Source organism: Mannheimia pernigra, from assembly GCF_013377995.1.
GTDB lineage: Bacteria > Pseudomonadota > Gammaproteobacteria > Enterobacterales > Pasteurellaceae > Mannheimia > Mannheimia pernigra.
Genome location: NZ_CP055305.1, coordinates 1,244,006 through 1,270,523, shown reverse-complemented (window position 1 = coordinate 1,270,523; position 26,518 = coordinate 1,244,006). Strand labels below are relative to the sequence as shown.

25 protein-coding genes are annotated in these 26,518 nt (G+C 39.0%); 13 read left to right on the top strand and 12 right to left on the bottom strand.

The window, feature by feature from the left end; all coding sequences use genetic code 11:
• The first annotated feature begins 18 nt into the window (after positions 1-18).
• Both HV560_RS06165 and HV560_RS06160 read left to right on the top strand, forming a co-directional pair.
• Positions 19-453, top strand: a complete 435-nt coding sequence (locus HV560_RS06165) for a type II toxin-antitoxin system RatA family toxin (protein ID WP_176808149.1) — start codon at positions 19-21, stop codon at positions 451-453.
• Positions 413-766 carry an RnfH family protein gene (locus HV560_RS06160; protein WP_176808148.1) on the top strand — a complete coding sequence of 118 codons (354 nt, stop codon included), beginning with the start codon at positions 413-415 and terminating at the stop codon, positions 764-766. The genes HV560_RS06165 and HV560_RS06160 overlap by 41 nt, the downstream gene beginning before the upstream one ends.
• Positions 767-855: 89 nt before the next feature.
• Here HV560_RS06160 and ilvD read toward each other — a convergent pair whose 3' ends face one another.
• Positions 856-2,703 carry a dihydroxy-acid dehydratase gene (ilvD, locus tag HV560_RS06155; protein ID WP_176812406.1) on the bottom strand — a complete coding sequence of 616 codons (1,848 nt, stop codon included), beginning with the start codon at positions 2,701-2,703 and terminating at the stop codon, positions 856-858.
• A 272-nt stretch (positions 2,704-2,975) separates the two neighbouring features.
• Here ilvD and clpB point away from each other — a divergent pair, with 272 nt between their 5' ends.
• The gene (gene clpB / locus HV560_RS06150) at positions 2,976-5,543 is read left to right on the top strand and encodes an ATP-dependent chaperone ClpB (RefSeq protein ID WP_176812405.1); all 2,568 of its coding nucleotides are present in this window, start codon (positions 2,976-2,978) and stop codon (positions 5,541-5,543) included.
• A gap of 135 nt (positions 5,544-5,678) precedes the next feature.
• On the opposite strand, the gene cdd is transcribed toward clpB, so the two are convergent.
• Positions 5,679-6,578: a cytidine deaminase gene (gene cdd, locus HV560_RS06145; RefSeq protein ID WP_176808145.1), complete on the bottom strand. Its 900-nt coding sequence runs from the start codon at positions 6,576-6,578 to the stop codon at positions 5,679-5,681.
• 88 nt (positions 6,579-6,666) lie between these two features.
• A complete protein-coding gene (gene folB / locus HV560_RS06140) occupies positions 6,667-7,023 on the bottom strand; it encodes a dihydroneopterin aldolase (protein ID WP_176808144.1) in 357 nt (118 codons plus the stop codon).
• Positions 7,024-7,092: 69 nt separating this feature from the next.
• Here folB and plsY point away from each other — a divergent pair, with 69 nt between their 5' ends.
• Positions 7,093-7,698: a glycerol-3-phosphate 1-O-acyltransferase PlsY gene (plsY, locus tag HV560_RS06135; protein WP_176812404.1), complete on the top strand. Its 606-nt coding sequence runs from the start codon at positions 7,093-7,095 to the stop codon at positions 7,696-7,698.
• 70 nt (positions 7,699-7,768) lie between these two features.
• On the opposite strand, the gene parE is transcribed toward plsY, so the two are convergent.
• Positions 7,769-9,682 (bottom strand): DNA topoisomerase IV subunit B, encoded by a 1,914-nt coding sequence (parE, locus tag HV560_RS06130; RefSeq protein ID WP_176809794.1) that lies wholly within the window; start codon positions 9,680-9,682, stop codon positions 7,769-7,771.
• A 166-nt stretch (positions 9,683-9,848) separates the two neighbouring features.
• Between parE and HV560_RS06125 the strand changes: the two genes are divergently transcribed.
• The 3 genes from HV560_RS06125 to HV560_RS06115 are packed head-to-tail and all read left to right on the top strand — an operon-like array spanning position 9,849 to position 12,278.
• Positions 9,849-9,986 (top strand): hypothetical protein, encoded by a 138-nt coding sequence (locus HV560_RS06125; RefSeq protein WP_176812403.1) that lies wholly within the window; start codon positions 9,849-9,851, stop codon positions 9,984-9,986.
• A complete protein-coding gene (locus HV560_RS06120) occupies positions 9,976-11,118 on the top strand; it encodes an adenine-specific methyltransferase EcoRI family protein (RefSeq protein ID WP_176812402.1) in 1,143 nt (380 codons plus the stop codon). The genes HV560_RS06125 and HV560_RS06120 overlap by 11 nt, the downstream gene beginning before the upstream one ends.
• Positions 11,115-12,278, top strand: coding sequence for an HNH endonuclease family protein (locus HV560_RS06115; protein WP_176812401.1), 1,164 nt, complete (start codon positions 11,115-11,117; stop codon positions 12,276-12,278). The genes HV560_RS06120 and HV560_RS06115 overlap by 4 nt, the downstream gene beginning before the upstream one ends.
• A 214-nt stretch (positions 12,279-12,492) precedes the next feature.
• Here the strand turns inward: HV560_RS06115 and HV560_RS06110 are convergent, their stop codons facing one another.
• On the bottom strand, positions 12,493-12,882 hold the full coding sequence (locus tag HV560_RS06110; RefSeq protein ID WP_176808139.1) for a Cu(I)-responsive transcriptional regulator: 390 nt from the start codon (positions 12,880-12,882) through the stop codon (positions 12,493-12,495).
• A gap of 86 nt (positions 12,883-12,968) precedes the next feature.
• Here HV560_RS06110 and HV560_RS06105 point away from each other — a divergent pair, with 86 nt between their 5' ends.
• From HV560_RS06105 to HV560_RS06095, 3 genes are all read left to right on the top strand, one after another.
• Positions 12,969-13,436: a DUF411 domain-containing protein gene (locus HV560_RS06105; protein ID WP_176809792.1), complete on the top strand. Its 468-nt coding sequence runs from the start codon at positions 12,969-12,971 to the stop codon at positions 13,434-13,436.
• Positions 13,436-13,636, top strand: coding sequence for a heavy-metal-associated domain-containing protein (locus HV560_RS06100; protein ID WP_176809002.1), 201 nt, complete (start codon positions 13,436-13,438; stop codon positions 13,634-13,636). Before HV560_RS06105 ends, HV560_RS06100 begins: the two co-directional genes overlap by 1 nt.
• 121 nt (positions 13,637-13,757) lie before the next feature.
• Positions 13,758-15,911 (top strand): heavy metal translocating P-type ATPase, encoded by a 2,154-nt coding sequence (locus HV560_RS06095; RefSeq protein WP_176812400.1) that lies wholly within the window; start codon positions 13,758-13,760, stop codon positions 15,909-15,911.
• 52 nt (positions 15,912-15,963) lie between these two features.
• Here HV560_RS06095 and truA read toward each other — a convergent pair whose 3' ends face one another.
• Together truA and folE are read right to left on the bottom strand one after the other, a co-directional pair.
• Complete coding sequence (gene truA, locus HV560_RS06090) at positions 15,964-16,749, bottom strand: tRNA pseudouridine(38-40) synthase TruA (protein ID WP_176812399.1); 786 nt, start codon at positions 16,747-16,749, stop codon at positions 15,964-15,966.
• 72 nt (positions 16,750-16,821) lie between these two features.
• The gene (folE, locus tag HV560_RS06085) at positions 16,822-17,511 is read right to left on the bottom strand and encodes a GTP cyclohydrolase I FolE (protein WP_176808135.1); all 690 of its coding nucleotides are present in this window, start codon (positions 17,509-17,511) and stop codon (positions 16,822-16,824) included.
• A gap of 99 nt (positions 17,512-17,610) precedes the next feature.
• Between folE and HV560_RS06080 the strand changes: the two genes are divergently transcribed.
• Positions 17,611-18,321: a 3-deoxy-D-manno-octulosonic acid kinase gene (locus HV560_RS06080; protein WP_176812398.1), complete on the top strand. Its 711-nt coding sequence runs from the start codon at positions 17,611-17,613 to the stop codon at positions 18,319-18,321.
• 63 nt (positions 18,322-18,384) lie between these two features.
• On the opposite strand, the gene apbC is transcribed toward HV560_RS06080, so the two are convergent.
• The 4 genes from apbC to HV560_RS06060 all read right to left on the bottom strand — a co-directional run bounded on the left by apbC (position 18,385) and on the right by HV560_RS06060 (position 23,692).
• A complete protein-coding gene (gene apbC, locus HV560_RS06075; protein ID WP_176809787.1) occupies positions 18,385-19,482 on the bottom strand; it encodes an iron-sulfur cluster carrier protein ApbC in 1,098 nt (365 codons plus the stop codon).
• A 12-nt stretch (positions 19,483-19,494) separates the two neighbouring features.
• Complete coding sequence (locus tag HV560_RS06070; RefSeq protein WP_176812397.1) at positions 19,495-21,033, bottom strand: peptide ABC transporter substrate-binding protein; 1,539 nt, start codon at positions 21,031-21,033, stop codon at positions 19,495-19,497.
• A 20-nt stretch (positions 21,034-21,053) separates the two neighbouring features.
• Positions 21,054-21,704, bottom strand: coding sequence for a YchE family NAAT transporter (locus HV560_RS06065; protein WP_176812396.1), 651 nt, complete (start codon positions 21,702-21,704; stop codon positions 21,054-21,056).
• Between the two features lie 116 nt (positions 21,705-21,820).
• Positions 21,821-23,692 carry a SurA N-terminal domain-containing protein gene (locus HV560_RS06060; RefSeq protein WP_176812395.1) on the bottom strand — a complete coding sequence of 624 codons (1,872 nt, stop codon included), beginning with the start codon at positions 23,690-23,692 and terminating at the stop codon, positions 21,821-21,823.
• A gap of 181 nt (positions 23,693-23,873) precedes the next feature.
• Between HV560_RS06060 and rpsO the strand changes: the two genes are divergently transcribed.
• Positions 23,874-24,143 (top strand): 30S ribosomal protein S15, encoded by a 270-nt coding sequence (gene rpsO, locus HV560_RS06055; RefSeq protein WP_159629423.1) that lies wholly within the window; start codon positions 23,874-23,876, stop codon positions 24,141-24,143.
• A gap of 76 nt (positions 24,144-24,219) precedes the next feature.
• Positions 24,220-25,080: a DUF808 domain-containing protein gene (locus tag HV560_RS06050; protein WP_176809784.1), complete on the top strand. Its 861-nt coding sequence runs from the start codon at positions 24,220-24,222 to the stop codon at positions 25,078-25,080.
• Between the two features lie 155 nt (positions 25,081-25,235).
• Here the strand turns inward: HV560_RS06050 and HV560_RS06045 are convergent, their stop codons facing one another.
• A complete protein-coding gene (locus HV560_RS06045) occupies positions 25,236-26,501 on the bottom strand; it encodes a heme biosynthesis HemY N-terminal domain-containing protein (protein ID WP_176812394.1) in 1,266 nt (421 codons plus the stop codon).
• Between the last annotated feature and the right edge of the window lie 17 nt (positions 26,502-26,518).

The following is a 26,518-nucleotide window of genomic DNA, read 5'->3' as shown; positions in this document are numbered from 1 at the left end:
TAATTTATTAAAGAAATTATGCCAATCGTAAATCAATCTGCCTTAGTGCCTTACAGTGCTGAGCAAATGTATCAGCTCGTCAATAATTATGAAAAATACCCTGAATTTTTGTCGGGGTGTGTTGGCTCCAAAACGCTGGGCACTGGCGAAAATGAGCTGAAGGCTGAATTGCATATCCAAAAGCTAGGCATTAGCCAAACGTTCAGTACACACAATAAAATGACCCCGCCACATAAAATTGAAATGACATTACTTGAGGGGCCTTTCCGTCATTTACACGGAGCTTGGACATTCACTCCGTTTGATGAGCAAAGTTGTAAAATCACCTTGGAGCTAAATTTTGAATTTTCAAGCCCCCTTGTGGCATTGGTATTTGGCAAAATATTCAATGAAATGACGTTAAAAATGGTAAATGCGTTTAAACAACGAGCGAGAGAGGTATATAGTGTCTGATTTAGGCGTACAAAAAGAAGAACAGAAAATTAATGTAGAAGTCGTGTATGCTTACCCCGATAAGTTTTTTTTGAAAAAACTACAAGTGCCACAAAATACCACCATTCAAAATATTATTTTGCTTTCGGGTATATTAGAAAAATACACTGAAATTGATTTGCGAGAAAACAAAGTGGGGATTTTTAGTCGCCCTGCAAAATTGAATGAAACAGTAGATGATGGCGATAGAATTGAAATCTACCGCCCCTTAATTGCTGATCCCAAAGAAATTAGACGGAAAAAAGCAGAAGAACAGGCGAATGGAAAAAAATAGCTTATTTTGCTTAAAATTCATCTTCGCCATAAATCTTTGCCATAGACAAGCTTCAATCTTAAAAATTGAAGCTTGTTTTATAACATTATTTATTTCAATAATGATTTATCGCGTACGGCTCCTTTGTCGGCAGAGGTTGCAAAATGCCCAAATACTTTCAACGCAAATGATACTTCACGTTCACGATTAACTGGCTTCCAAGCATCCTCGCCACGAGATTCCATATTTTCACGGCGAGCCGCCAATTCTTCGTCTGAAATCATCAAGTTGATTGAACGGTTTGGAATGTCGATGGATACCGTATCGCCATTGTTAATCAACGCTATTGCACCACCTGATGCAGCTTCTGGCGAGGCGTGTCCAATAGATAAACCTGATGTCCCCCCAGAGAAACGTCCATCAGTTAATAACGCACATTTTTTACCTAAGCCCATTGATTTTAAATAACTGGTTGGATAAAGCATCTCTTGCATACCAGGCCCACCTTTCGGACCTTCGTAACGAATAATTACAATATGCCCTTCTTTTACCTCTCCACCTAAAATGCCTGCAACAGCATCTTCTTGGCTCTCAAATACAATAGCTGTACCAGTAAATGTCCAGATAGATTCATCCACACCAGCGGTTTTGACAATACAGCCATCTTCAGCAATATTGCCGAATAATACCGCTAAACCACCCTCTTTAGTGACCGCATTTTCAACACTGTGAATACAACCGTTTTCACGATCATCATCAACGGTATCCCAACGGCAATCTTGTGAAAATGCTTTGGTGGTGCGAATACCCGCAGGGCCAGCACGGAAGAATTTATGCAATTCTGGATCTTTATTTCGCATAATATCATATTGATTTAATTGTTCTTCGATTGTCAAACCTAATACTGTTTTAGTATGGCGATGAATTAATCCTCCACGGTCTAATTCGCCCAATAAGCCCATAATACCACCTGCACGGTGAACATCTTCCATATGATATTTATTGGTATTTGGTGCAATTTTACTCAAGCAGGGAACAATACGAGATAAGCGATCAATATCTTCCATTTTGAAATCTACCCCGGCTTCTTGTGCCGTTGCCAATAAGTGAAGCACGGTATTACTTGAGCCACCCATTGCAATATCTAAGCTCATTGCATTTTCAAAAGCTTCAAAACTTGCAATAGAGCGAGGCAATACGCTGTAATCATCTTCTTGGTAATATTTACGACAAAGTGCCACAATTTCACGCCCTGCTTTTAGGAATAACGCTTTACGATCTGCGTGGGTAGCAAGCATTGAACCATTTCCAGGTAAGCTCAAACCTAATGCTTCAGTTAAGCAATTCATTGAGTTTGCAGTGAACATTCCCGAGCAAGAACCGCAGGTTGGACAAGCACTTTTTTCAATGGAATCAATACGCTCATCCGATACGCTCGGATCTGCACTTTCAATCATCGCATCAACTAAATCCAAACGGATTAATTGGTTAGAAAGCTTCGTTTTACCCGCCTCCATTGGACCACCTGAAACAAAAATGGTAGGAATATTCAAACGCATTGCCGCCATTAACATTCCTGGGGTAATTTTGTCACAATTAGAAATACATACCATCGCATCAGCACAGTGAGCATTTACCATATATTCCACACTGTCTGCAATCAAATCACGGCTTGGCAATGAATAAAGCATACCGCCGTGCCCCATTGCAATACCGTCGTCCACCGCAATTGTATTAAATTCTTTCGCGACCGCACCTGCCTTTTCAATTTCAGCGGCAACCAACTGCCCCATATCTTTTAAATGAACGTGGCCAGGAACGAACTGAGTAAAAGAATTCACTACGGCAATAATAGGCTTACCGAAGTCTCCCTCTTTCATTCCTGTTGCTCGCCACAAAGCTCGAGCACCTGCCATATTGCGACCTTGCGTTGAAGTCGCAGAACGTAAAATAGGCATAATCTTCTCCAAATTTTTTCTGTTGTGTTTTTAAGTAAATGGATTCATTCTACTTGAATTTTTAAGTAAGCGGTAATCTTTTTACAAGCGGTAACGTTTCGCAAAAATATTGCAAAATTCAGGGTAATCTTTGCATTAATTCTTAATTTTGTGATCTTTTTCACATTTTCACTTGAAAAGGGCTTGACAAACACCATTTATATTTTCGTAAAACATTAAGCCAGCCCAATAGCTTAATTATCATAAATAATAAAAACAGATTTGGAGTAAATATGAATTTTGAAAAAATGACAACTAAACTACAAGAAGCGTTAGCAGAATCTCAATCACTCGCGGTAGGAAAAGATAATCCTTATATTGAGCCTGCTCATTTACTGTATGCTTTACTAAAACAAGAAGGTGGCTCTATTGCACCACTATTTACTACACTAAATATAAATGTTCAGACCTTAACTCGTGAATTACAAGACATTTTAGACCGCTTACCGCAAGTTCAAGGGGGTAACACTCAAGCTTCCCAACAGTTAGTTAGACTATTAAATCAATCTGATAAGCTGGCACAACAATTTGGTGATAGTTTTATTTCATCTGAATTGTTTGTTCTCGCATCACTTGAAGATAACGGTGATTTAGGCAAATTATGGAAAAAATTTGGCTTAAGCAAAGAAAAACTCACACAAGCAATCAGCCAAATTCGAGGAGGAGAAAACGTGAATAATCAAAATGCGGAAGAAACCCGCCAAGCATTGAAAAAATATACGATCGATTTAACCGAACGTGCAAAAGCAGGCAAATTAGATCCTGTCATCGGGCGTGATGAAGAGATCCGTCGAGCAGTTCAAGTGTTGCAACGCCGTACCAAAAACAACCCTGTACTTATTGGCGAGCCAGGAGTAGGTAAAACCGCCATTGTAGAAGGTTTAGCCCAACGCATAGTAAATGGCGAAGTACCTGAGGGGCTGAAAAATAAGCGAGTGCTTTCTCTTGATATGGGTGCATTAATTGCTGGTGCAAAATATCGTGGTGAATTTGAAGAGCGTTTAAAAGCAGTGTTAAACGAACTTGCCAAAGAAGAAGGACAAGTTATTCTCTTTATTGATGAAATTCACACAATGGTGGGTGCAGGTAAAACTGACGGTGCAATGGATGCGGGAAACTTACTCAAACCAAGCCTTGCTCGTGGCGAGCTACATTGCGTTGGCGCAACAACGCTTGATGAGTACCGTCAATACATTGAAAAAGATGCGGCCCTTGAGCGTCGCTTCCAAAAAGTATTGGTTGATGAGCCAACAGTGGAAGATACGATTGCGATTTTGCGTGGATTAAAAGAGCGTTATGAAATCCATCACCACGTTCAAATTACCGATCCAGCTATCGTGGCAGCTGCAACGCTTTCGCATCGTTATGTTTCTGATCGTCAATTACCCGATAAAGCAATTGACTTGATCGATGAAGCTGCTTCAAGTTTGCGTATGGAGATCGATTCTAAACCTGAGCCTTTGGATAAACTAGAACGCCGTATTATTCAGCTAAAATTAGAACGCCAAGCATTACAAAAAGAGGAAGATGAAGCCAGTCGCCAGCGTTTAGCCAAATTAGACGAAGAGATAGCGGTCAAAGAGCGTGAATATTCCGAGCTAGAAGAAATTTGGAAAGCAGAAAAATCAGCTCTGCTTGGTACGCAACATATTAAAGAAGAGTTGGAAAATGCTCGCATTGCAATGGATCAAGCTCGCCGTGAAAATAATTTCGAGAAAATGTCTGAATTGCAATATGGTGTGATTCCCAACTTAGAAAAACAGCTACAAGCGGTCGAAAATGGTGAAAAAAATGCAGAAATGCAGCTACTTCGTACTAAAGTCACTGAAGAAGAAATTGCTGAAGTGCTTTCAAAAGCAACGGGCATTCCTGTGTCTAAAATGATGGAAGGCGAGAAAGAAAAACTGCTTAGAATGGAGGAAGTACTACACGCTCGTGTGATCGGTCAAAATGAAGCAGTCGAAGCGGTTTCCAATGCGATTCGCCGTAACCGTGCAGGGCTTTCAGATCCAAATAAACCGATTGGTTCGTTCTTATTCTTAGGCCCAACTGGTGTGGGGAAAACGGAATTGAGCAAAACATTAGCTAACTTTTTGTTTGATGACCCAGATGCAATGGTACGTATTGATATGTCTGAGTTTATGGAAAAACACAGTGTATCTCGCTTAGTGGGGGCACCTCCAGGCTATGTAGGATATGAAGAAGGCGGCTATTTAACTGAAGCCATTCGCCGTCGTCCATATTCTGTCGTATTACTTGATGAAGTGGAAAAAGCACACCCTGATGTGTTCAACATTCTCTTGCAAGTACTCGATGATGGACGCTTAACAGATGGCCAAGGCAGAACCGTCGATTTCCGTAATACGGTTGTGATTATGACTTCAAATTTAGGGTCACATCTTATTCAAGAAAATGCGGACAAAGGCTATGATGCGGTAAAAGCGATGGTAATGGAGATTGTAGGGCACCACTTCCGTCCTGAATTTATCAACCGCATTGATGAAACGGTAATGTTCCACTCGTTAGAACAAGATCATATTCGTTCAATTGCAAAAATTCAGCTACAACGCTTAATTACTCGCTTGGCAGAGCGTGGTTATAACCTAATCGTGACTGATAAAGCGTTAGATCATATCGGAAATGCAGGGTTTGATCCATTATTTGGAGCAAGACCACTTAAACGTGCGGTTCAACAAGAACTTGAAAATCCGCTCGCACAACAGATTCTAAGCGGTAAATTATTACCAAATAAACCTGTCACCGTGGATTATCAAAATGGGCGTATTGTTGCCGTACAATAGAAGGGAAAACAAGCGGTCATTTTTCCCTAAAAATTAGCAAATGTTGCCCTTCGTTAATATTCACATTAATGAAGGGCTTTTTATTGCTATTTGAATTGCAAGTTCTGCTATTGAATCAAGAAAAAATTATTAAAATCATACCGCTTGTAATGAAATATATTCAATATCTACACCAAATAGCGATGTTGCTAATGCTTGTGTCATAGCAAAGCTACTTAATGAGCCTTTTGCTTCTGCAAGTACAATTCGCTCTACAGGCACATCAGCAAGCCCTAAAAAGAGACGGTAATTTAATGCACTTTGAAGTGGTAAAAAGGTTGGATTAAAGGCTGCATTTTCAGCATATTTTCCACAAATAATCCGTTCACCTACCTGTAGTGCAATACCGCTAAAGGATTTGCTATAAGGGGCGTAAGATGTGTTAGCTGCGACAATCGCGGCTTGTTGTAGTTTATCGCCTGTCACGTCAAATTGTTGTGGTTGATCATCAAATAATACTTTTTCAATGCCTAAATTCTTCGGCCCAAAACTATCTGGTAGATAGCTTTGCAATAAATTGTCTTGGCTATGCGGTAAATGCACTTTTAGATTAGCGGCTCCGTTCAGTTCATTCATAAATTGGCGGCAATGTCCACAAGGGGTGTAATTTACCACCACATCTGTAATCAAAGTTTCGCCAGCAAGCCAGGCGTGAGAAATTGCACTCTGCTCTGCATGAACAGATTGTTGCATACACTCTCCCGAAAATTCTTGATTTGCACCAAAATAGAAATCGCCTCGTTTACCAACAGCAACTGCCCCTACATTAAAATGAGAGACGGGTGTCACAGCATAGCAAGCTGCAATCAAAATGCAAAACAAGGCTAATTCAATTCGAGAACGTTTAAATTTTTCACAGAGCTCATCAACAACACCATAAGATAGCTGCCCGTGAAAATCTTGTCTGATTAATTGCTCAATAATAGCGTTTGTGATTTCACAATTTTTTTCTGACATCAACTGTTCAAAACGCTCTAAAATGTCTGTACGAAACATACTAGCTCCTTTCTTTTGATCTATAGAGTGTAAATCAACTCAGCTATAAATTGGTATATAAAAATTAAATAAAATGCTTTATTGAGTCTTATTGATGACCCCGTTCTACAATCACGCCAACACTACTGGCTTGTGCTACTGCCTTAGGTTTGTGCAATTCAATCCGAATCCAAGAAAGTTGATACTCTTTTTGCAATAATGCTGCTACTTGATGTGCCACGGTTTCAACTAACTTGAAAGATTGAGATTCCACAAAATGTAGCACTTTTTCAGACACTTCTGCATAATTTAAACAATATTGCACATCATCGGCTGCAGCTGCTTTAGAAAAATCCCACGCCATATCAATATTAAACACTAAACGCTGTTTGATGGTATGCTCCCAATCGTAAGCACCAATAGAAGCAAAAGCAATTAACTCTCGAATAAAAACTTTATCACTCATTTTTCGTCCTATTATATTTTTTGAATTTCTGTAAAATATAGCACAAGATAAATTTAATCAGGAAAATTTATGATTCTAATTCCCTATTTATTGATATTGATTGCCTATTTGCTAGGCTCAATTTCAAGTGCTGTGATTTTCTGTAAACTTGCAGGTTTAGCTGATCCAAGAGAAGTTGGCTCACACAACGCTGGGGCAACTAATGTGTTACGAATCGGCGGAAAAAGTGCCGCTTTGGGCGTATTGCTTTTTGATATTTTAAAAGGCACATTGCCCGTAGCAATTGGCGTGTCTTTTAACTTATCGCCTTCAGCTCTTGGGTTTATCGCATTAGCTGTTTGTCTTGGGCATATTTTTCCCATTTTCTTTCAATTTAAAGGTGGAAAGGGCGTTGCCACCGCCTTAGGTGCGATTTCTGCATTAAGTTTTGTAGTAGTAGGTGGAGCGATTGGTACTTGGCTTTTGGTTTTTCTCATCTCTGGCTACTCCTCGTTAAGTGCGGTACTGACTGCCTTAATCGTGCCATTTTATATTTGGTGGTTTGAGCCACAATTTACTTTCCCTGTTGCCTTAGTCTGCTGTTTATTGGTTTATCGTCATCACGATAATATTCAACGATTGTGGCGTGGGCAAGAAGATAAAATGTGGGATAAGCTCAAGAAAAAGAATGCGTAAAACATAAAATAGGCATAGTGCAAAAAACACTATGCCTATTTGCAAATTATGATGAAAATTCAACCGCTTGTTACACCGCAAGATCCGCTTCATCGCCTCGATTTTGCAGCCATTGCTTACGATCTTCCGCTCGTTTTTTGCCAAGTAACATATCCATAATCTCAAAGGTGCTGACTTCACCGTCCTCCACATCAACCGCTTCATCAAAAATTAATCGCACTAAACGGCGTGTGCTTGGATCCATCGTGGTTTCACGTAGCTGGCTTGGATTCATCTCACCCAACCCTTTAAAACGTTGCACATTCGGCTTGCCTTTTTTCTTGGTAAGTCGGGCAAGAATTGCCTCTTTTTCACTTTCATCCAAGGCATAATGCACTTCATCTTTGCCAATATCAATACGATAAAGTGGTGGCATTGCTACATAAACGTGCCCATTTTTCACCAATTTCGGGAAGTGGCGAAGGAACAAGGCACACAACAGTGTTGCGATGTGTAAGCCGTCTGAATCTGCATCCGCAAGAATACAGACTTTGCCGTAACGTAATTCCTCTAAATTATCGCTATCTGGATCAATTCCTAATGCAATTGCAATATCGTGAACCTCTTGCGAAGCTAACACTTGATCGGATGACACTTCCCAAGTATTTAAAATTTTACCTCGCAGTGGCAAAATAGCTTGATACTCTTTATCACGTGCTTGCTTGGCTGAACCACCGGCAGAATCCCCCTCCACCAAAAAAAGTTCGGTACGGCTTAAATCTTGAGCGGTACAATCCGCTAATTTACCAGGAAGAGCTGGTCCGCTAACTAATTTTTTACGCACCACTTTTTTTGCTGCTCGCAAACGGCTCTGGGCGGAACTAATCGCCATTTCTGCGATCAATTTACCGGTTTGCACATTTTGATTTAACCATAAACTAAACGCATCTTTTAAAGTGTTATCCACATAGCTTGAGGCTTGGCGAGAAGATAAACGCTCTTTCGTCTGCCCTGCAAATTGTGGCTCTTGAATTTTGAGTGAAAGCACATAAGCACAACGGTTCCAAACATCATCCGCGGTCAGTTTCACGCCTTTCGGCAATAGGTTGTGGATTTCGCAGAACTCCACCATTGCTTTAAGCAAGCCGTTACGCAAACCATTAACGTGTGTGCCACCTTGTGCCGTTGGAATAAGGTTTACATAACTTTCCGCCACTAACTCACCACCTTCAGGTAGCCAAGTTAAAGCCCAACTTACTGCTTCCGTTTCAGCGGTTACATCACCAATAAATGGTGGATTTGGCACGGTTTCATAGCCATTTAAGGCTTCGGTTAAATAATCGGATAAACCGTCTTCGTAGTACCAAGTTTCTTCGGTGTTATTGATTTTATCAATGAAGTTAATGGTGAGCTTCGGGCAAAGTACCGCTTTGGCACGCAACAAATGGCGAAGACGGCTCACGGAAAAACGTGGGCTATCAAAATATTTCGGGTTTGGATAAAAACGAACAGTCGTCCCGGTCTGCTTTTTCGGGCAAGTGCCTATCACTGTCAGCTCTTCCACTTTCACGCCATTGGCAAACGCAATGGAATATACCTCACCGCCACGCTTAATTTGAATTTCCACACGCTCGGAAAGGGCGTTCACCACCGAAATCCCCACCCCGTGCAAACCGCCAGAGAACGTATAGTTTTTATTAGAAAATTTACCACCTGCGTGCAATTTAGTGAGAATCAGCTCAACACCCGAAATTTTTTCGGTAGAGTGAATATCTACGGGCATTCCTCGCCCGTTATCAATCACCTCAAGCGAATTATCAGCGTGTAAAATCACATCAATTTTATCAGCATAGCCTGACAACGCCTCGTCCACACTGTTATCAATTACCTCCTGCCCCAAATGATTCGGGCGTGCAGTATCCGTGTACATACCTGGGCGAAGCTGCACGGGTTCAAGATCTTTTAGAACGGTAATTTCATCCGCCCCATAGCGTTTTTCTGACATTATTCTTTCTCTTAGGCTACAAAATAAAATAAGGCTGAATTTTAAGAAAATTTAGCCTGTTTTGCAAAGTTTTAGGAAAATTAGACCGCTTGTCGCCAAGATATTGATTCTCTGATGAAAAAATTTATAATTAATAAAACGCTAATTATTCACTAAGGAATAAAAAATGAATCAAATCAAATCAAATCAAATCAAATCAAATCAAATCAAATCAAATCAAATCAAATCAAATCAAAATAATTTAACCTCTTTATTCCAACCTGCCAACTCTTTTTTTAACTTGGGAGGTTGGAATGTCGAATAATAATGCTAAAAATAGCAATCTTTCTAACGCTAAAAAAGCCCAAAATGACGAGTTTTACACACAATATCACGACATTGAGAAAGAGATGAATGCTTATCTTGATTTTGATCCTGATGTATTTCGTGGCAAAACCATCTTGTTGCCTTGTGATGATCCTGAATGGAGTAATTTTACACTTTATTTTGCACAAAATTTTGCCAGACTTGGTTTAAAAAAATTAATCAGTACCAGCTTTGCTCATAGTAGCAAACCTCTCAATATCCCCTACCAACCAAGCTTATTTGAAAGTGAAGATTCACAATTTAATGCCCTAATTTCACCACTTAAAGGCAAGATTTTTACGCTTGACAAAGATCTAAACAATGACGGCAAAATCGATCACCACGATTTAGCGTGGAAATATTTAAAAAGCGATGGCGATTTTCGCTCTGATGAAATTAAAGCCCTACGAGATGAAGCCGATATCATTATTACTAATCCGCCATTTTCTCTATTTCGTGAATTTATTACGTGGATTATGGAAGCGGATAAGAAATTTGCGATTATTGGCAATATGAATGCGATTACTTATAAAGAAGTTTTCCCATTGATTAAAGATGACAAAATTTGGTTAGGGAAAGGATTTACTAGAAGTTGTGCACATTTTTTTAGTCCGTATGAAAGTGATAGCGAATATCTAGAGTTAGATAGATTTGAAAAATTAGGCATAGCTGTTCCGAAAGGATTATTTGTTACTCGAGTAGCAAGCATTCACTGGTTCACCAATATAGAACACGGTCGCCGTCATCAACCATTACAATTAATGACAATGACGGATAATCTCAAATTCAATAAAAAACTAGACGGTAAAAATGCCTATCAACAATACGATAATTACAATGCAATTGAAGTACCTGAAACCAAAGCAATACCGAGTGATTTTGACGGAGTTATGGGCGTGCCGATCTCGTTCTTGGATAAGTATTGCCCAGAGCAGTTTGAGATTGTTGCATCCGATTTCCAATTAAAAGATGGCTGTTTTCCAGAATTGAAAAAATCAAATTGGAACGGAAAATTGGATAGAGGTTATTTGAATAATCAACGAATGTACTCACGGCTTTTAATTCGTCATAAAAAAGGAGAAAATCAATGAAAACCAGATTAAACACTCAGATTACAATTGCTAAGTTATGCGAAGGTTTTCAATATAACGAACTTGAAGGCAAAGGCTTATTTGGTTTAAACGGTAAATTAACCATTCAACCCGAATACCAACGCAATTATATTTATGCGGACGGTAAAAAAGATGTGGCGGTTATTCACTCTATTTTGAAAGGCTATCCACTTGGTTTGATTTATTTTAATCAAACAGATGATGATAAATTTGAAGTATTGGACGGTCAGCAACGCATTACCAGTATTGGGCGATTTGTTACGAATAAATTTGCCGTTTTAGATGAAAATAATATCCCTTGTTATTTTTCCAGTTTACCTGAAGATAAACGCCAATTCATTTTAAATACCACGTTATTAATTTATGAATGCAAAGGCACTGAAAGCGAAATTAAAGAGTGGTTTAAAACCATTAATATCGCAGGCGTACCACTCAATGAGCAAGAATTATTAAATGCTGTTTATTCAGGCTCATTTGTCACCCTTGCTAAAGCAGAATTTAGCAATTCTCAAAATGCCAATGTGCAAAAATGGTCGGCATTTGTGAAAGGTTCAGTTATTCGCCAAGATTTTTTGGCTTGTGCGTTAAATTGGGTAAGCAAGGGAAATATCAGTGATTATATGAGTCGCCATCGTTTTGATGAGAATATCGCTGAATTGAAAACTTACTTTACTACCGTGATTGATTGGGTAAATACCACATTCTTTGATGCTAAAAAAGAGATGTGTGGTTTAGAATGGGGCAGACTTTATGAAAATTATGGCAAGCAAGCTTATGATTTAAGCAAAATTAATGCTGAAATTGACCGCTTGTATGATGACCCTTGTGTGAAAAACCATAAAGGTATTTGGGAACATGTATTGGGCGGAATGACAGATAAACGTTTGCTAGATATTCGGATTTTTGACGACAAAACAAAAAAAGATACCTATAGCAAGCAAACCGAAAAAGCCAAAGTAGCCAATCACTCTAACTGCCCATTGTGTGCTGTGAGCGATAATAACAATAAAACCAAAATTTGGACATTAAAAGAGATGGAAGCCGACCACGTTAGTGCCTGGAGTAAAGGAGGGTTAACTGGAGCAGAAAACTGCGAAATGTTGTGTATCAGCCATAATCGAGCAAAAGGAAACAAATGATAATTTTACAAGCGGTTAGTTTCCACGAAAATTTGCAATATTTAGTGAAATATGACCGCTCGTATAGCTATTTATAGCTTCCACTCTCCGCCAATTTTTTAGAAACGTCATCATTGAGTCCACCTTATTGTGAAGCAAATAAGGTTCGTTTTTGATTATTTGTCATAAATTTTACCTATAGACTAAAGTCATTCTATTTTACTGCATTTTTAGCTCAATGATCTCTCAATCCATTTAAAATCGAACACTCAGGGCTGTTGTTGCCACAACAAGTACGACTCCAGCTTCTGAGTAATTTAAGCATTTCGTTTAAGTCATTGATTTTTTGTTCCAGCTCCGCAATATGTTGATCGGTCAGTTGTTTTACCTCTCGGCTGGTGCGATTTGGATTGTCATTTAATTTCAATAATGCGGTAATTTGAGCAAGAGAGAAGCCCACTTTTCTTGCATTACCAATAAAAAACAATCGATCTAAATCCGCTTCATTATAAAAACGATACCCCGATTGTGTACGACTTGGAGCAGGAAGCAGCCCGCCTTTTTCATAGTCTCGAATTTGTTTGGTGGATAATCCTGTTTTTTCGGCGGCTTGGCTGATATTCATTTTTCCCTCTTGACTTTAACCTAAGGTTAGGGTTTAGCATATAGATAAATCTTCAATTTGTCACGTTTTGATATAAGGAGCTTGAGATGAAATCAACACTATTTAAAACAGCCAGTCTGTGGGCAACCACAGCCTTATTTTCATTGGCTTATGCACAATCTACGGTAGAAGTGTGGAAAAGCCCAACCTGTGGCTGTTGTAATTTTTGGATCGACCATTTAAAAGAAAATGGTTTTGAGGTGAGAGCCAACGATACTGGTAACCAAATTATACATAATAAGCTCAATTTACAGCCCCAATTACAAGCCTGCCATACCGCAATGGTAGATGGCTATCTTATTGAAGGACACGTGCCTGCCGAAGATATCCAACGTTTATTAAAAGAAAAACCAGCTGATGCGGCTGGGCTGATTGTGCCTGAAATGCCAATTGGTTCGCCAGGAATGGATCAGCCCAAACACCGTGGTGTAAAAGAAAAATATGATGTTTTACTATTGAAAAAAGACGGTTCAACTAGCATTTTTAACACGCATAATGATAATAGGAGAAAATGATGACAATCAAATTACAACTTGATGGCTTGCACTGCGGAAATTGTGTGAAAAGTGTCGAAAAAGCGTTAAACGAAGTAGAAGGTGTGAGCCAAGTTAGCGTCACCTTAGAAAACCAAATGGCGGTGCTAGAGGGATCTGCGAATGCTGAAACCTTAATCGCTGCGGTTGAAGATATTGGTTTTGAAGCAAAATTAGCGTAATTATACCTGTATGTATGGCGTATTGCATACGCCCAAAATCTATCTACAAGCGGTCAATTTTCACTAAAATTTTACATTTTTTAGGACGCACGCAGTGTGTCCCTACATTCATTACATACAAATGACAAACTCAAACGAACAACAACTTTTAATTGATGGTATGCACTGTGCGGCTTGCGTTCGCCGTGTGGAAAAAATCTTGCTGAAAGTGGAGAATGTAGAATTCGCCTCGGTTAATCTTGCCGATCATACTGCTTTTGTGCAAGGCAATGCCGCCCCCCAAGCATTAGTCGCTGCTGTGACCAAAATCGGCTTTGGAGCAGAAATTTTAGAAAGCGAAGATGCCCGCAGAGAAAAGCAGCAAGCCCAAACTCAACGTATATTAAAACTTAAATTAGCCCAATTTATTACGGCTCTTTTGGTGGGATTTGGTTTAATCGCTTTCGGCTTATACAAAGGAATGATCATTGATGAAAATAACCGCCTCCTTTGGTTTGGCTGGGCGGTAATCAGTTTGGCTACGATGTATTTTTCAGGCAGGGATTTTTTTGTCGGAGCTTATAGCGCACTCAAAAACCGCTCTGCGAATATGGACGTGTTAGTCGCCATCAGCACTGGCATAGCTTGGCTTTATTCATTTTGGCTTATGCTGTTTCCTCAACCGAATGCTCACATCTATTTTGAGGCGAGTGTGATGATTATCGGCTTTATCAATTTAGGGAAATATCTTGAACTTAAAACCAAACAACGCTCTTCCCTTGCATTGGAAAAATTACTCGATCTCGCCCCGAAACAAGCAGTCATTTTTGAAGAAAATATTGCAAAAACTATTCCAGCGAAAGGCATTAAGCCTGCAATGCGAGTGCAAGCTTTAACAGGTGATCGTCTAGCGGTTGATGGTATTTTAGCAAGCGGCTCAATTTGGGTTGATGAATCAATGCTTACAGGCGAAGCATTACCGATTGAGAAAAAAATAGGCGATAAAATCCGAGCCGGTACGCTGGTGCAAGATGGTTCAGGCATTTACATTGCCGAACAAGTCGGCTCTCAAACCGCTCTCGCCCGTGTCATCAATGCCGTTCGCCACGCACAAAGTAGCAAGCCGCCACTGGCTCAATTTGTCGATAAAGTCGCTGCTGTGTTTGTGCCTGTAGTGGTTTCTATCGCTTTACTTGCCTCCTTGATTTGGCTTCTTGTTGGGCAAGATTTCACCTTTGTACTTTCTATTTTTACCACCATATTAATCATTGCTTGCCCTTGTGCGTTGGGATTAGCTATTCCGCTTTCCACCATTGCGGGTGTAGCTCGTGCGGCAGAATTTGGCGTATTGGTCAGAAATATTCAAGCCTTACAAGCAGGGAGCGAAATTGATACTTTAGTTTTCGATAAAACTGGCACGCTTACCACAGGGCAAATGGAGGTTACGAAAGTCATTACATTCAATGATTTTGATAAAAATCATTTGATTGCTCTTGCCAAAAGTTTAGAGCAACACACCTCTCACCCTATTGCGAAAGCGATTGTAAAATATGCGAAAAATCAGACCGCTTGCGAGGTAAGTGAAATTCAAGTGGAAAAAGGATTAGGCATTCAAGGCAAAGTGGGAGAAGATAACATTAAAATCGGCAATGCCTTATTTGTAAATTTTTGGGAAAAAACCACCGCTTGTACTGCCACACTTATTTATGTTGCAGTTAATGATGAGGTCGTTGGTAGCATTTCGGTGCAAGATCAACTTCGTCCTGAAGCAAAATCTACAATCCAACAGTTCCAAGCTGAAGGTTATCAATGCTTGATGCTGACAGGCGATAGCCAAGAAACGGCTGACTATTTTGCTAAAGAGTTGAGCTTAAATGGCGTGATTGCTGAAGTATTACCAGAGCAAAAAGCCGAAAAAATTCGTCAGTTGCAGGCTGAAGGAAAAAAGGTCGTAATGATTGGCGATGGCATTAACGATGCGCCAGCTATCGCCCAAGCGAATGTTGGTATTGCGATGCACAACGGCTCGGATATTGCGGTGGAAACCGCCGATCTTTCCCTAATGAAAAGCGGATTAGAGCCAGTGATCCAAATCGTCCCTTTCTCAAAACGTGTGCTACAAAATATGAAACAGAGCTTGATTGGTGCTTTTTTCTACAATATCGTTGCGATTCCTGTCGCTGCAGGAGTACTTTATCCGTTTACTGGTTGGCTACTCAACCCGATGATTGCTGCGATTGCGATGACATTATCCTCTATTACGGTAGTGCTGAATAGCCAAAGATTGTTGAAATAATTCAAGCGGTTGGATTTGCAAAATAATTGACAAATTCAACCGCTTGTTTTAATTAATCTGCCAAAAACAGGGGGCCTAATGCCGTTTTCGGAATACCAAAATGCTCTGGGTAATGCACTTCCACTAAATATAAACCTTCTGCTTTCGCAGTTGGCGCTGCTTTTTCACGATCTCGTTGCTCTAGCACCCATTTTGCCCATTCCACAGGCTGCCTGCCCTGCCCGATTTCAAGAAGCGTACCAACAATATTTCTGACCATATGATGCACAAAAGCATTCGCTTGAATATCGACAATCACATAATTGCCTTGGCGGAAAACATTTAAATGGTGGATATTCCGCCACGGCGTGTTTGATTGGCATTTTGCCGCACGGAAAGAAGAGAAATCATTCTCGCCTAATAAATACTGCCCTGCTTGGTGCATTTTGGTTTCATCTAGCGGAAAATGAAAGTGGGTAACGCCTTTTGGCAGAATAGCGGAACGTAATTTGTTGTTAAAAATAATGTAACGATAACGGCGGGCGGTCGCACTAAAGCGAGCGTGAAAATCATCGCTCACGTCTACCGCCCATTTCACTGCAATATCATCGGGCAAATGAGCGTTTGTACCAAAACACCAACTTTGCAGCGGTCGATTAGCATCCGTCTCAAAATGCACTACCTGCCCTGTGCCGTGTACGCCAGCATCGGTTCTGCCAGCACAAAACACGTCCACAGGCGAATTTGCCACAACCGATAAAGCTTGTTCTAGCTTTTGTTGCACACTCTCTACGGTTTCTTGTCGTTGCCAGCCAAAATAGCGGCTGCCGTCATATTCAATGCCTAATGCGATTTTCATTACTCAGCCCAATAAACAAGCGGTAGAATTTTTGCAAAATTTTGCGAAAATCTTACCGCTTGCGATATTAAATTATTTATTTAATAAACCTAAAAACTCTTTACGCGTTTCTCTATCTTCTAAGAACACACCGCCAAATGCCGAAGTAACAGTATAGCTATTGGTATCTTTTACCCCACGACATTTCACACAAAAGTGCGTGGCTTTCACATAAACTGCCACATCATCTGTTTCTAAAATAGTTTGAAATGCGGTTAAAATTTGCTCGGTAAAACGCTCTTGCACTTGCGGACGTTGAGCGAAAAATTGCACCACACGGTTGATTTTAGAAAGCCCAATCACCCATTTTTTCGGGTAATACGCCACGGCAACTTTGCCATCAATGGTGACAAAATGATGCTCACAGGTTGAAGTCAGCGTAATATCATCAACTAATACCATCTCACTGACGTTCATTCGGTTTTCAATATTCGTGATTTTCGGAAAAGTGGCATAATCAAGACCGCTAAAAATCTCATCTACATACATTTTGGCAAGGCGATGAGGGGTTTCCTCTAAGCTATCATCTGTTAAATCTAAGCCAAGCAGTTCTAACACTGCGTGCATATGCTGTTGAATTTCTGCACGACGACTATCTTTATCTTTTTTATGGGCGACGGTTGGCGTTTCAATGCCTTTTATCAATAAGGCTTGGCGAACTTTTTGAGCTTCGGGAGAAAGTTGATTTTCTACACCATTTAATTCGGGCGAGATCGTTGTCATTGGTTTACCTCTCAAATGTAAGCGGAAGATTCTAACAAATTGACATCAAAAAAAATAGTTCTAAAATGAGCTATTTCAGCGATAAATATTCCTAAAACTATGCGAAATATCCAATATCTTTTTAATGCCGATGTGATTCCTGAAGAACAGGCAGAATGTGTACAATCTTTACTAAATTGCAAAAATATTGAACGTTCCGACCGCTTGTTAGGCTATTCAAAAGGGCGTGGCACAACGTGGTTTTTAAATACAACGCCAGAACTTGGCATTAATGTGGTGTTACGTCACTATTATCGAGGGGGGATGTTTGGAAAACTGATAAAAGACCGCTATTTTTACGCCCGCTTTGAACATACGCGAGCCTATAAAGAATTTTTCTTACTACAACAGATGTTAGCCTGGAAGTTGCCCGTACCTCGCCCAGTCGCAATTAAAGTAGAAAATAGCTTGTGTTGCTATCGTGCTGATATTATGTTGGAAAAGTTAGAAAATACACAAGATTTAAGCAAGATTTTGCAATCTCAAGTGCTTTCAAATCAGCAATATGAACAGATCGGAAAATTAATTCGCCGTTTGCACAATCATCAAGTTCATCATTCTGATCTGAATATCCATAATATTTTGAGAGAAAATGAGGAAAAATTTTGGTTGATCGATTTCGATAAATGCCGTATTGAACAAGGCGAAAGTTGGAAACAGAGCAATTTAGATAGGCTGTTGCGTTCGTTCAAAAAAGAACAAACTCGGTTGAATATTCTGTTTAATGAGGAAAATTGGCAAGCGGTTTTGAAAGGATACTCCGCCCGATAAACATATAGCGCCTGCAGATCGTGACCGCTGCAAGCGGTATATTTTCCATTTATTTTTGCAAAATTACTTCACTTCACGGATCATAATTTCAGACGGAATGACACTGCCTTGCCAGTAAAGCTCAGCCGCTACTTTTTCAGCCAATGCTAAATAGGCTTGGCTGATTTCGTGTTCTGGTGCTGCAACAACCGTTGGCACACCGCTGTCTAAATCTTCACGTAAGCGAATATGTAGTGGCAGTTGTGCGAGTACTTGCGTGCTGTATTTTTGTGCGATTTTATCCGCCCCACCTGTGCCGAAAATCGCCTCAGAGTGTCCACAATTTGAGCAAATGTGCATTGACATATTTTCAATCACCCCCAATACTGGCACAGAGACTTTTTCAAACATTGAAATGCCTTTTATCGCATCTAACAATGCAATATCTTGAGGTGTCGTCACTACCACCGCACCTGTTACGGGGATTTGTTGGGAAAGTGTGAGCTGAATATCGCCCGTACCTGGTGGCATATCAATCACTAAATAATCCAATTCATTCCACCAGGTTTCATTTAATAATTGGTTTAACGCACTGCTTGCCATCGGACCACGCCAAATGGTGGCGTTATCTTCTTCCATCAAATAACCAATTGAGTTAGATTGTAAGCCATAAACGGTAATTGGCGTGATATGTTTATTATCTGGCGATGTTGGGCGTTGCTCTTTTGCCCCCAGCATATGTGGAATAGACGGGCCATAAATATCCGCATCTAAAATACCTACTCTTGCCCCTTGTACCTGCAGAGCCAGGGCTAAATTTACCGAAGTAGTTGATTTTCCCACCCCACCTTTTCCTGAGGTAACTGCAATAATATTTTTTACCCCATTCACTGCTGGGTGCTTATTCGCACGCTTTAAGGTCGCAATTTGGTAATTTAATACCCATTTTACCCCCCTTGCACGGGTTAATTCTTTTAGCTTTTCTTCGGTTTCTGCTTTTAATACCGCAAAAGCAGTGTTCCACGCAAATGGCATCGTCATTTCAATGCGTAAAACCTCATTACCTAATTCTGCTTTTTTAAACGCATTCATTGCGATAAGGTCTTTTTGCAACGTGGGGTGAGTAAATTGTTGTAAAATATTTTTAATTTCAATAAGTTGCTGTTCATTAAGTTGATTCATCTATTCATCCTTTTATTCTAAAATACGCCTTAAATCCTTACTATAAATTACTTCGCTATCGTTATTTAAATCAATACCCCAAAGGGAGGAAACAACGCCTACACGGTGTTCATACTGAAATAGCGGTAACACAGCAACATCACTATAAAGCTGATCATTAATCTCTTGAATCAGTAAAGCACGTTGCTCTTGGTTTAAATTTTCTGCTTGTAACCGATTTAATTTTTCATCAACCACTTCGTTTTTATAATTCGAGTGATTATCTGGGCTGGCTGAATGAAATTTTTGCAAAAAAATGAGCGGATCAGGGTAATCTGCACACCATCCAGAACGTATTAGCTGATAATCTTTCTTCTCTCTTAATTGATTAGCAGTCTGCCAATCCACCATTTTAGGCGTAATATGAAATAAGTCTGATTGAGATAATGTGCGAGTAATCTGATTCGCAATATCGCTATTCATCTGGCTATCATCATACAGTAATGTCATTTTTACAGGATTTTTCAAACTCACCCCAGCTTTCATTAAAAGCTGCTCGACAATAATAGACCGCCACGGTTTTTCTCTCTCTTTCACTAAATGATGTGGAATAACCGACTGGCTTAAAATGCCATATACTTGCCCAATATTAGCTGAAGAAACCATTGCTCGTAACGCTTCACGAACCTCTTTTTTACTTAATTGAGGATCGTTAAAATTAAATTCATAATAATGTGAACATAAGCGTGGAAACTTTACAATATTAATCTTCTGGCTTAGCAGAGGATTTTCCACAATATCAAACAGCGAATCCTGTTGCATAGTGGTCATTAAATCATAGACTACATGCTGAAATGGAACATCTTCAGATCGTGCTTTCAAAATTAATTTGTTATCCGATATTTGCTTAATTTGATACGCCGCATTACTTACAAAATGATCAGAATGGGGCTCTTGCCCTTGATAAGTTGGTAATAACGCTACGTGAGCCAACATTTGAGGCAACTGATGATTTGGTCGGTCAAGACGAATTTCTAGCGTATGAGCATTTAATGCTTTTATCCCTAATGCTAAAATTGGCTTTTGCTGATCTATAATCGCTTTAGCATTTTCTATGCCCATATAAATGAGATATTTTGCGAGTAAAGAATGATTTTTAGGATCAATCAAACGTTGCCAGCTCTGAGCAAAGTCTTGTGCTGTCACCGCTTTACCGTTTGACCAAGTTGCTTTGCCATCTAAAATAAATAACCACGATTTTCCATCTTCGGTAAACCAACTTTGTGCAATCGCTGGCACAACTTCGCCTTTTGTATTATATGCCATCAACCCTACCAGTAAGTCTCTCAAAGGGGCGGCATCAGCTGACATCTTTATTTTATGTGGATCGAGCTGAAATACTGGAGAATAAATAGCTCGTTTTAGTTCTGTGCTGCTTGGTTGAGTGTCAACTTGTGGCTGAGAAATTGATTTAGCATTATTTAATTTATCACAAGAGACAATCAGCAAAACACAAGCGGTCATTTTTGCACATTTTTTTGCAATTTTAATCGCTTGTAAAAATTTCAACATACTCCCCCCACAGCAATGAGCTATTTAACAAAAAGCACAGGGAATAAAGTAGTGATACCCGCTACAATAATTTCAATCCCCAGAGCCATTAGAATTAAGCCCATAATACGAGTCACCACATTTGACCCCGTTCTTCCTAATTTTTTCACTAAAGGGGCTGAATAACGGAATAAAACATAACAAATTAAGGCAAAAATAATGATAGCAACGCTAAAACCAACATAATCTTCCCAAGTATGGTAACGAGTTCCCCATACAATCGTTGACCCGATTGCCCCTGGACCTGCCATAATCGGCATAGCGAGTGGCACAACGCCAATATTTTCATACTCGGTAATATCTTCGTTTTTCTCTTCTTTATTTTGCTTATGTTCACCTAATTTACCGCTAATCATAGTCATTGCAATACTGACAATTAAAATTCCACCTGCGACTCTAAAAGAGCTTAATGAAATACTAAAGGCATTTAAAATCAGATTCCCGAAGTAAAGACTAACTAATAAAATCACACCGATAGACATAGCCGTAATGAGGCTTGTACGATTTCGCTCGCCTTCATATTGGTGGGCGGTCATACTGAAAAAAATAGGTAAAGATCCAAAAGGATTGACGATAGCAAACAACCCGATGAAGAATTGGAGGTAGATGGCGAAATTAATGACAATATCCACAAAAACTTCCTCAAACAATGATATTCTAAATGATTAGATCGGTTAATCTTAGTAGATAAAACCTACAGCACTCAGCCTTTTGTTTAAAGCTGAGTGCTTTTTAGTTAACGTCGTATTTAGTGTGATGAATTTTGTTCGAGAAACTCATCATTTATTTCTACAGAGGCTTTCTCTCGAAGGGCTTTTAGTAGCTCATTACGCACTATAAGCTGATTAGCCTGAGTAAATTGTGGAGTAAAAGCCTTAAATTGTTCAGCATTACCTGCCACAATTTTATCTAAAGCAATAATCACAACATCACCTTTTTGGTTACGAGCAATTTGGTAAGCCACCTTATCTTGCTGTTTTTTCATTGCAAATGCGATTGGAGCTAATACTGGATCTTCTCCCGCTGACTGCATATAAACTAACGTTTGCGGTGCATTGAATTTCACATTAGCGGACTTACCTTCATTGAGCGCTTTCACATTTTCTTCCGCCTTAGCTAACAACGCTTTCTCTGCTTTTTCTGCTTTCACAGTATTTTCAACAGCTAACTTCGCTTCTTCTAATGTCTGCTGACGTTCTGCTTCGTACTCACTCACACGTACAAATAACGTCTGTAGATTTGTTTCGCTTCCAATATCTAACGCATCAGAATTTTGTTTATTTTGGCGTAGTTCACCTTCAAATAATGCTTTTAATGCCTTCTCGTGTTGTAATGCAGTTGGCACATTTGCACGAGTAAATTGCTCAGTTTTTTGCACTTTCACATTACCTGCTTTTGCCACCTCTTCAAGTGAACTATTATTTTCAAAGGCTCGATTTGCCATTTCACGCACAATAGTTGAATATTCCGTTAATACTAAATCCTGGCGAATGAGTTGAGTAATTTTATCTTTAACTTGGGCTAATCCAATTACTTGCTCAGGCTTACGCGCTAATACTTTAATAATGTGATAAGCGTTATCAACTTTAACAACGCGACTGACTTGCCCTGCTTCTAAATTTTCTACCGCATTTTCAAATGCTTTAGGGAAAGTTCCTGCTTGAGTCCAACCTAAATCCCCACCGTGATTAGCTGACAACATATCTACCGATTTTGCTTTCGCAACGGCTGCAAAATCTGCACCATTTTTTAGCTCTTGCTCAACTGCTTGAGCTTCGGTCTCTGTTGCAACTTGAATATGAGCTAAATGCACTTCGCCCTTAGTTAAATAGTCACCTTTATTGCGATCATAATAAGTTTGGATTTGTTCATCTGTAATATGGATGTTACTTTCAACATCTTTTGGAGAAAAAGTGACATATTCAACCGTTAATTTCTCTGGTGCTAATAATTTTTCTTTATTAGCATCGTAGTAAGCTTGTAACTCTTGTTGTGAAGCGGTCTGATTTTCCATTTCTTTTGCAATTGAGAATTCAGCTAAACGCACCTCACGCTGTTGTAACAATAATTTTGCCAACGTTTCTTGCTGTGATGGCACAGTAAAATCAGTGTTTACGATCCCTTCTTGGATTTGTGATTGCAACATACCCTCGTGAACAATAGCCGCATAAGTATCAGGACTTAAATTGTTTTGACGTAAGGTTTGTTGATATAATTCATTGCTGAATTTACCCTCTTGCTGAAACATTTGACTATTAACAATTTCAGACTTGATTTGTTCTGCACTAATATCTAATTTCAGTTCTTTTGCATATTGGCGTAACAACTCTTCATCAATCAAGCGATTAAGTACCGATTGATTAAATTGCTTCGCATATTCAGGGTTATCCATTAAATCCCAGAAACGGCTACCCATCTCTGAATTCAACACATTTTGCTGACGATTAACCTCATTATTAAATAGCTGTTGGCTAATTTCTTCGCCATTAACCTTAGCGACAGTATTATCGGTAGAAATCAAACTTGTCCCCACTCCACCAATAACAAATGAAATCGCAATTAATGAAAAAATAATTTTAAATACGGGGCCTTTTGTCCGTTCGTGCATTGATTCAATCATTTAAAAATTCCTAACCACTTAAAAAATTGCCGTTGATTATACCCGTTCTCAGATGAGAAATAAATTGCAAATTTTTATTGAAATTTGACCGCTTTCTCTTTAAAATCCACACTTCCTGTCGTAGCTGAGTTAGAGATCGGCTATTGATGTATTATCAACCCTTAATAAAAAGGAAATTAACATGTCTCTAAGCGTAGAAGCAAAAGCAAAAATCGTTGCGGAATTTGGTCGTGATACAAAAGACACTGGTTCATCAGAAGTTCAAATTGCATTACTCACTGCACAAATCAACCATTTACAAACACACTTTGCTAAGCATAAAAAAGATCACCACGGTCGTCGCGGTTTATTACGTATGGTGTCACGTCGTCGTAAATTATTAGACTACTTAAAACGTACAGATCTTGCTAAATATTCAGAAACTATCGCACGTCTAGGTTTACGTCGCTAATTTCAAATATTAGAAATGAGAGCCGAGCTGAAAAGCTCGGCTTTTCTACTCTAGGAATTTTATTTAAGGAAAAAATATGGCATTTGCCTCATTATTTACTTTATTAGATGATATTGCTGCCGTACTTGATGATGTGGCTATTATGACTAAAATGGCCGCAAAGAAAACGGCTGGCGTAATTGGCGATGATCTTGCTTTAAACGCTAATCAAGTAAGTGGGAAAAACGTACTGCCAGAGCGTGAATTACCGATTGTTTGGGCAGTTGCCAAAGGGTCATTTATCAATAAAGTGATCTTAATTCCCGTTGCATTGCTTTTATCATTCTTCCTCCCACAATTAATTATTCCGTTATTAATGATTGGCGGAGCTTATTTATGCTTTGAAGGTGTAGAAAAATTATTTCATCACTTATTCCATAAAGAGGAAGACAATAATAAAAAAGAACTGTCAGAAAAAGATAAAATTAGAGGTGCAATTCGTACTGATTTCATCTTATCCGCTGAAATTATTATTATTGCGTTAGGAGTATTACAAAATGCTTCTACCTTAACCAAAATTTTATCACTTTCAGCGATTGGTATTGGTATTACCGCTTTTGTTTATGGTTTAGTAGCATTAATCGTTAAATTAGATGATATTGGCCTATGGCTAATCCAGAAGAAAAATACATTCTCACAAGCGGTCGGAAAAGGCTTATTATTTACTATGCCGTGGTTTATGAAAGGACTTTCTATAATTGGCACTATCGCAATGTTTTTAGTAGGGGGTGGCATTTTTACCCATAACTCTTCAATGCTCCACCATTTTATTGAAACATTAAATATTCACCCTGATTTTTCTTTCTTAATTGATTTAGTTGTTGGAATTGTTGTTGGAGTTATTGCTTATATAATTATTTTGCCTCTAATAAAATTATTTTCTAAAAAAGCACATTAACATTAAAAGCATATAAAACAAAGTAAAAGCCTTGATTTTGAAAATCAAGGCTTTTACTTTTAAATCATACTGGCAAAATATAAGTCAATTACTTAAATCTGAGATTTTATTGTCTAAGTATAATAAAAATAGCAGGAAAACCCTGCTATTTTAAATTATATTGATTTTACATTATCTATATTTTCAGGTAATGCAAATACTTCATTCGTTTTAGGTAGAGCCTCCATATTTACTTGTTTGAGATTCTCCTCACGAATACGATTGGCAAGTATATAGTCATTTGTTTGCTCTGCAACATACAGTGCCATAATACGGTCATCAGGCAGGCATTCATCGTGAGCTAATAATAATTCAAATTGTAATTTTGCTTTTTCATACTCATTATTTCGAGTATAGATATAACCTAATACTCTAGCATAATCATCGGCATATTTTACATTTGCTTTATTAGCACGCTTAGTCAATACTTTAACAAACTTGCTATCAGAAGCAACTTGTAGGCGTGTTAATTGAGTGAATAATCCCTGTAGTTGCTCGTCTTCAAATTTTTTCAAGGTTTCTAAAGCAATCTGCTCTGCAGATTGATGATCATCGCTATCAATTAAACGCTTAATCACACCAACACGACTATAAACTGATTTACGGCGACGATTTGGCTGATTCTCCCACCAGATGAGTAGACCTTCTTGACCATCTTCTTGTAAACGTTCATTTTGTAATCCATCATCAACAAAATGCTCTAAATCTGCATATTCTGTCGCAGTTAAGAAATTACGCTGACCAATATCCGATAGTAAACGATCTAATGCTACATAAGCGTTCAACTCTTTGTAAATTTGAATCGCTAAACGTAATACTTCATCATTATGTGGAGCTAATTCTAATAAGCTGTCAATTGCTGTGCGAGCAGCAGGTAACTTCCCTTGCTGTAATAAAATTCTAGTTCGAGCTAATTCAACGGCTAAATTATTTGTTCCTGCAATTTCGGTTGCTTTAATTAAGTATTTATTAGCTGCTAAATCATCACCGTTTTGCTGAGCCGCTTCCGCAGCTTTAATAAGATTCAGCACAGGCTCATCTGCATATTTCGCATTTTTGCTAAAGAGCTTTTCAGCTTTCGAATAATTACCCTCACTCATACGCATTAAGCCTTCAAGCGTTTCTTGTTTAGCTTTTTTATGCTTACGGGTTGAGAACCAATTATAAGCTCCGCTACTCATACGACAAATTTTAATGAAAATCCATTCAAGTAGATAAACGACTGCCATTGCTACTACAAAAAAGACCACAAGCATCACAATGCTCATTTCAATTACTGTAGCCGCCGTTTCAATTCTGACATACCCTTGATTACCTGAAATATAAGGTCCTGCAATTAAGCCTGCCAATAATAAAAGCATTAAAAAGAGCGTTCTAAACATAATTATTTGTTCTCCTT

Excerpts from the sequence above, each read along its gene's own strand:
- HV560_RS06165 (WP_176808149.1), top strand. The coding sequence starts at position 19 with ATGCCAATCGTAAATCAATCTGCCTTAGTGCCTTACAGTGCTGAGCAA.
- HV560_RS06160 (WP_176808148.1), top strand. The coding sequence starts at position 413 with ATGCGTTTAAACAACGAGCGAGAGAGGTATATAGTGTCTGATTTAGGC.
- ilvD (WP_176812406.1), bottom strand. The coding sequence starts at position 2,703 with ATGCCTATTTTACGTTCTGCGACTTCAACGCAAGGTCGCAATATGGCA.
- clpB (WP_176812405.1), top strand. The coding sequence starts at position 2,976 with ATGAATTTTGAAAAAATGACAACTAAACTACAAGAAGCGTTAGCAGAA.
- cdd (WP_176808145.1), bottom strand. The coding sequence starts at position 6,578 with ATGTTTCGTACAGACATTTTAGAGCGTTTTGAACAGTTGATGTCAGAA.
- folB (WP_176808144.1), bottom strand. The coding sequence starts at position 7,023 with ATGAGTGATAAAGTTTTTATTCGAGAGTTAATTGCTTTTGCTTCTATT.
- plsY (WP_176812404.1), top strand. The coding sequence starts at position 7,093 with ATGATTCTAATTCCCTATTTATTGATATTGATTGCCTATTTGCTAGGC.
- parE (WP_176809794.1), bottom strand. The coding sequence starts at position 9,682 with ATGTCAGAAAAACGCTATGGGGCGGATGAAATTACCGTTCTAAAAGAT.
- HV560_RS06125 (WP_176812403.1), top strand. The coding sequence starts at position 9,849 with ATGAATCAAATCAAATCAAATCAAATCAAATCAAATCAAATCAAATCA.
- HV560_RS06120 (WP_176812402.1), top strand. The coding sequence starts at position 9,976 with ATGTCGAATAATAATGCTAAAAATAGCAATCTTTCTAACGCTAAAAAA.
- HV560_RS06115 (WP_176812401.1), top strand. The coding sequence starts at position 11,115 with ATGAAAACCAGATTAAACACTCAGATTACAATTGCTAAGTTATGCGAA.
- HV560_RS06110 (WP_176808139.1), bottom strand. The coding sequence starts at position 12,882 with ATGAATATCAGCCAAGCCGCCGAAAAAACAGGATTATCCACCAAACAA.
- HV560_RS06105 (WP_176809792.1), top strand. The coding sequence starts at position 12,969 with ATGAAATCAACACTATTTAAAACAGCCAGTCTGTGGGCAACCACAGCC.
- HV560_RS06100 (WP_176809002.1), top strand. The coding sequence starts at position 13,436 with ATGACAATCAAATTACAACTTGATGGCTTGCACTGCGGAAATTGTGTG.
- HV560_RS06095 (WP_176812400.1), top strand. The coding sequence starts at position 13,758 with ATGACAAACTCAAACGAACAACAACTTTTAATTGATGGTATGCACTGT.
- truA (WP_176812399.1), bottom strand. The coding sequence starts at position 16,749 with ATGAAAATCGCATTAGGCATTGAATATGACGGCAGCCGCTATTTTGGC.
- folE (WP_176808135.1), bottom strand. The coding sequence starts at position 17,511 with ATGACAACGATCTCGCCCGAATTAAATGGTGTAGAAAATCAACTTTCT.
- HV560_RS06080 (WP_176812398.1), top strand. The coding sequence starts at position 17,611 with ATGCGAAATATCCAATATCTTTTTAATGCCGATGTGATTCCTGAAGAA.
- apbC (WP_176809787.1), bottom strand. The coding sequence starts at position 19,482 with ATGAATCAACTTAATGAACAGCAACTTATTGAAATTAAAAATATTTTA.
- HV560_RS06070 (WP_176812397.1), bottom strand. The coding sequence starts at position 21,033 with ATGTTGAAATTTTTACAAGCGATTAAAATTGCAAAAAAATGTGCAAAA.
- HV560_RS06060 (WP_176812395.1), bottom strand. The coding sequence starts at position 23,692 with ATGATTGAATCAATGCACGAACGGACAAAAGGCCCCGTATTTAAAATT.
- rpsO (WP_159629423.1), top strand. The coding sequence starts at position 23,874 with ATGTCTCTAAGCGTAGAAGCAAAAGCAAAAATCGTTGCGGAATTTGGT.
- HV560_RS06050 (WP_176809784.1), top strand. The coding sequence starts at position 24,220 with ATGGCATTTGCCTCATTATTTACTTTATTAGATGATATTGCTGCCGTA.
- HV560_RS06045 (WP_176812394.1), bottom strand. The coding sequence starts at position 26,501 with ATGTTTAGAACGCTCTTTTTAATGCTTTTATTATTGGCAGGCTTAATT.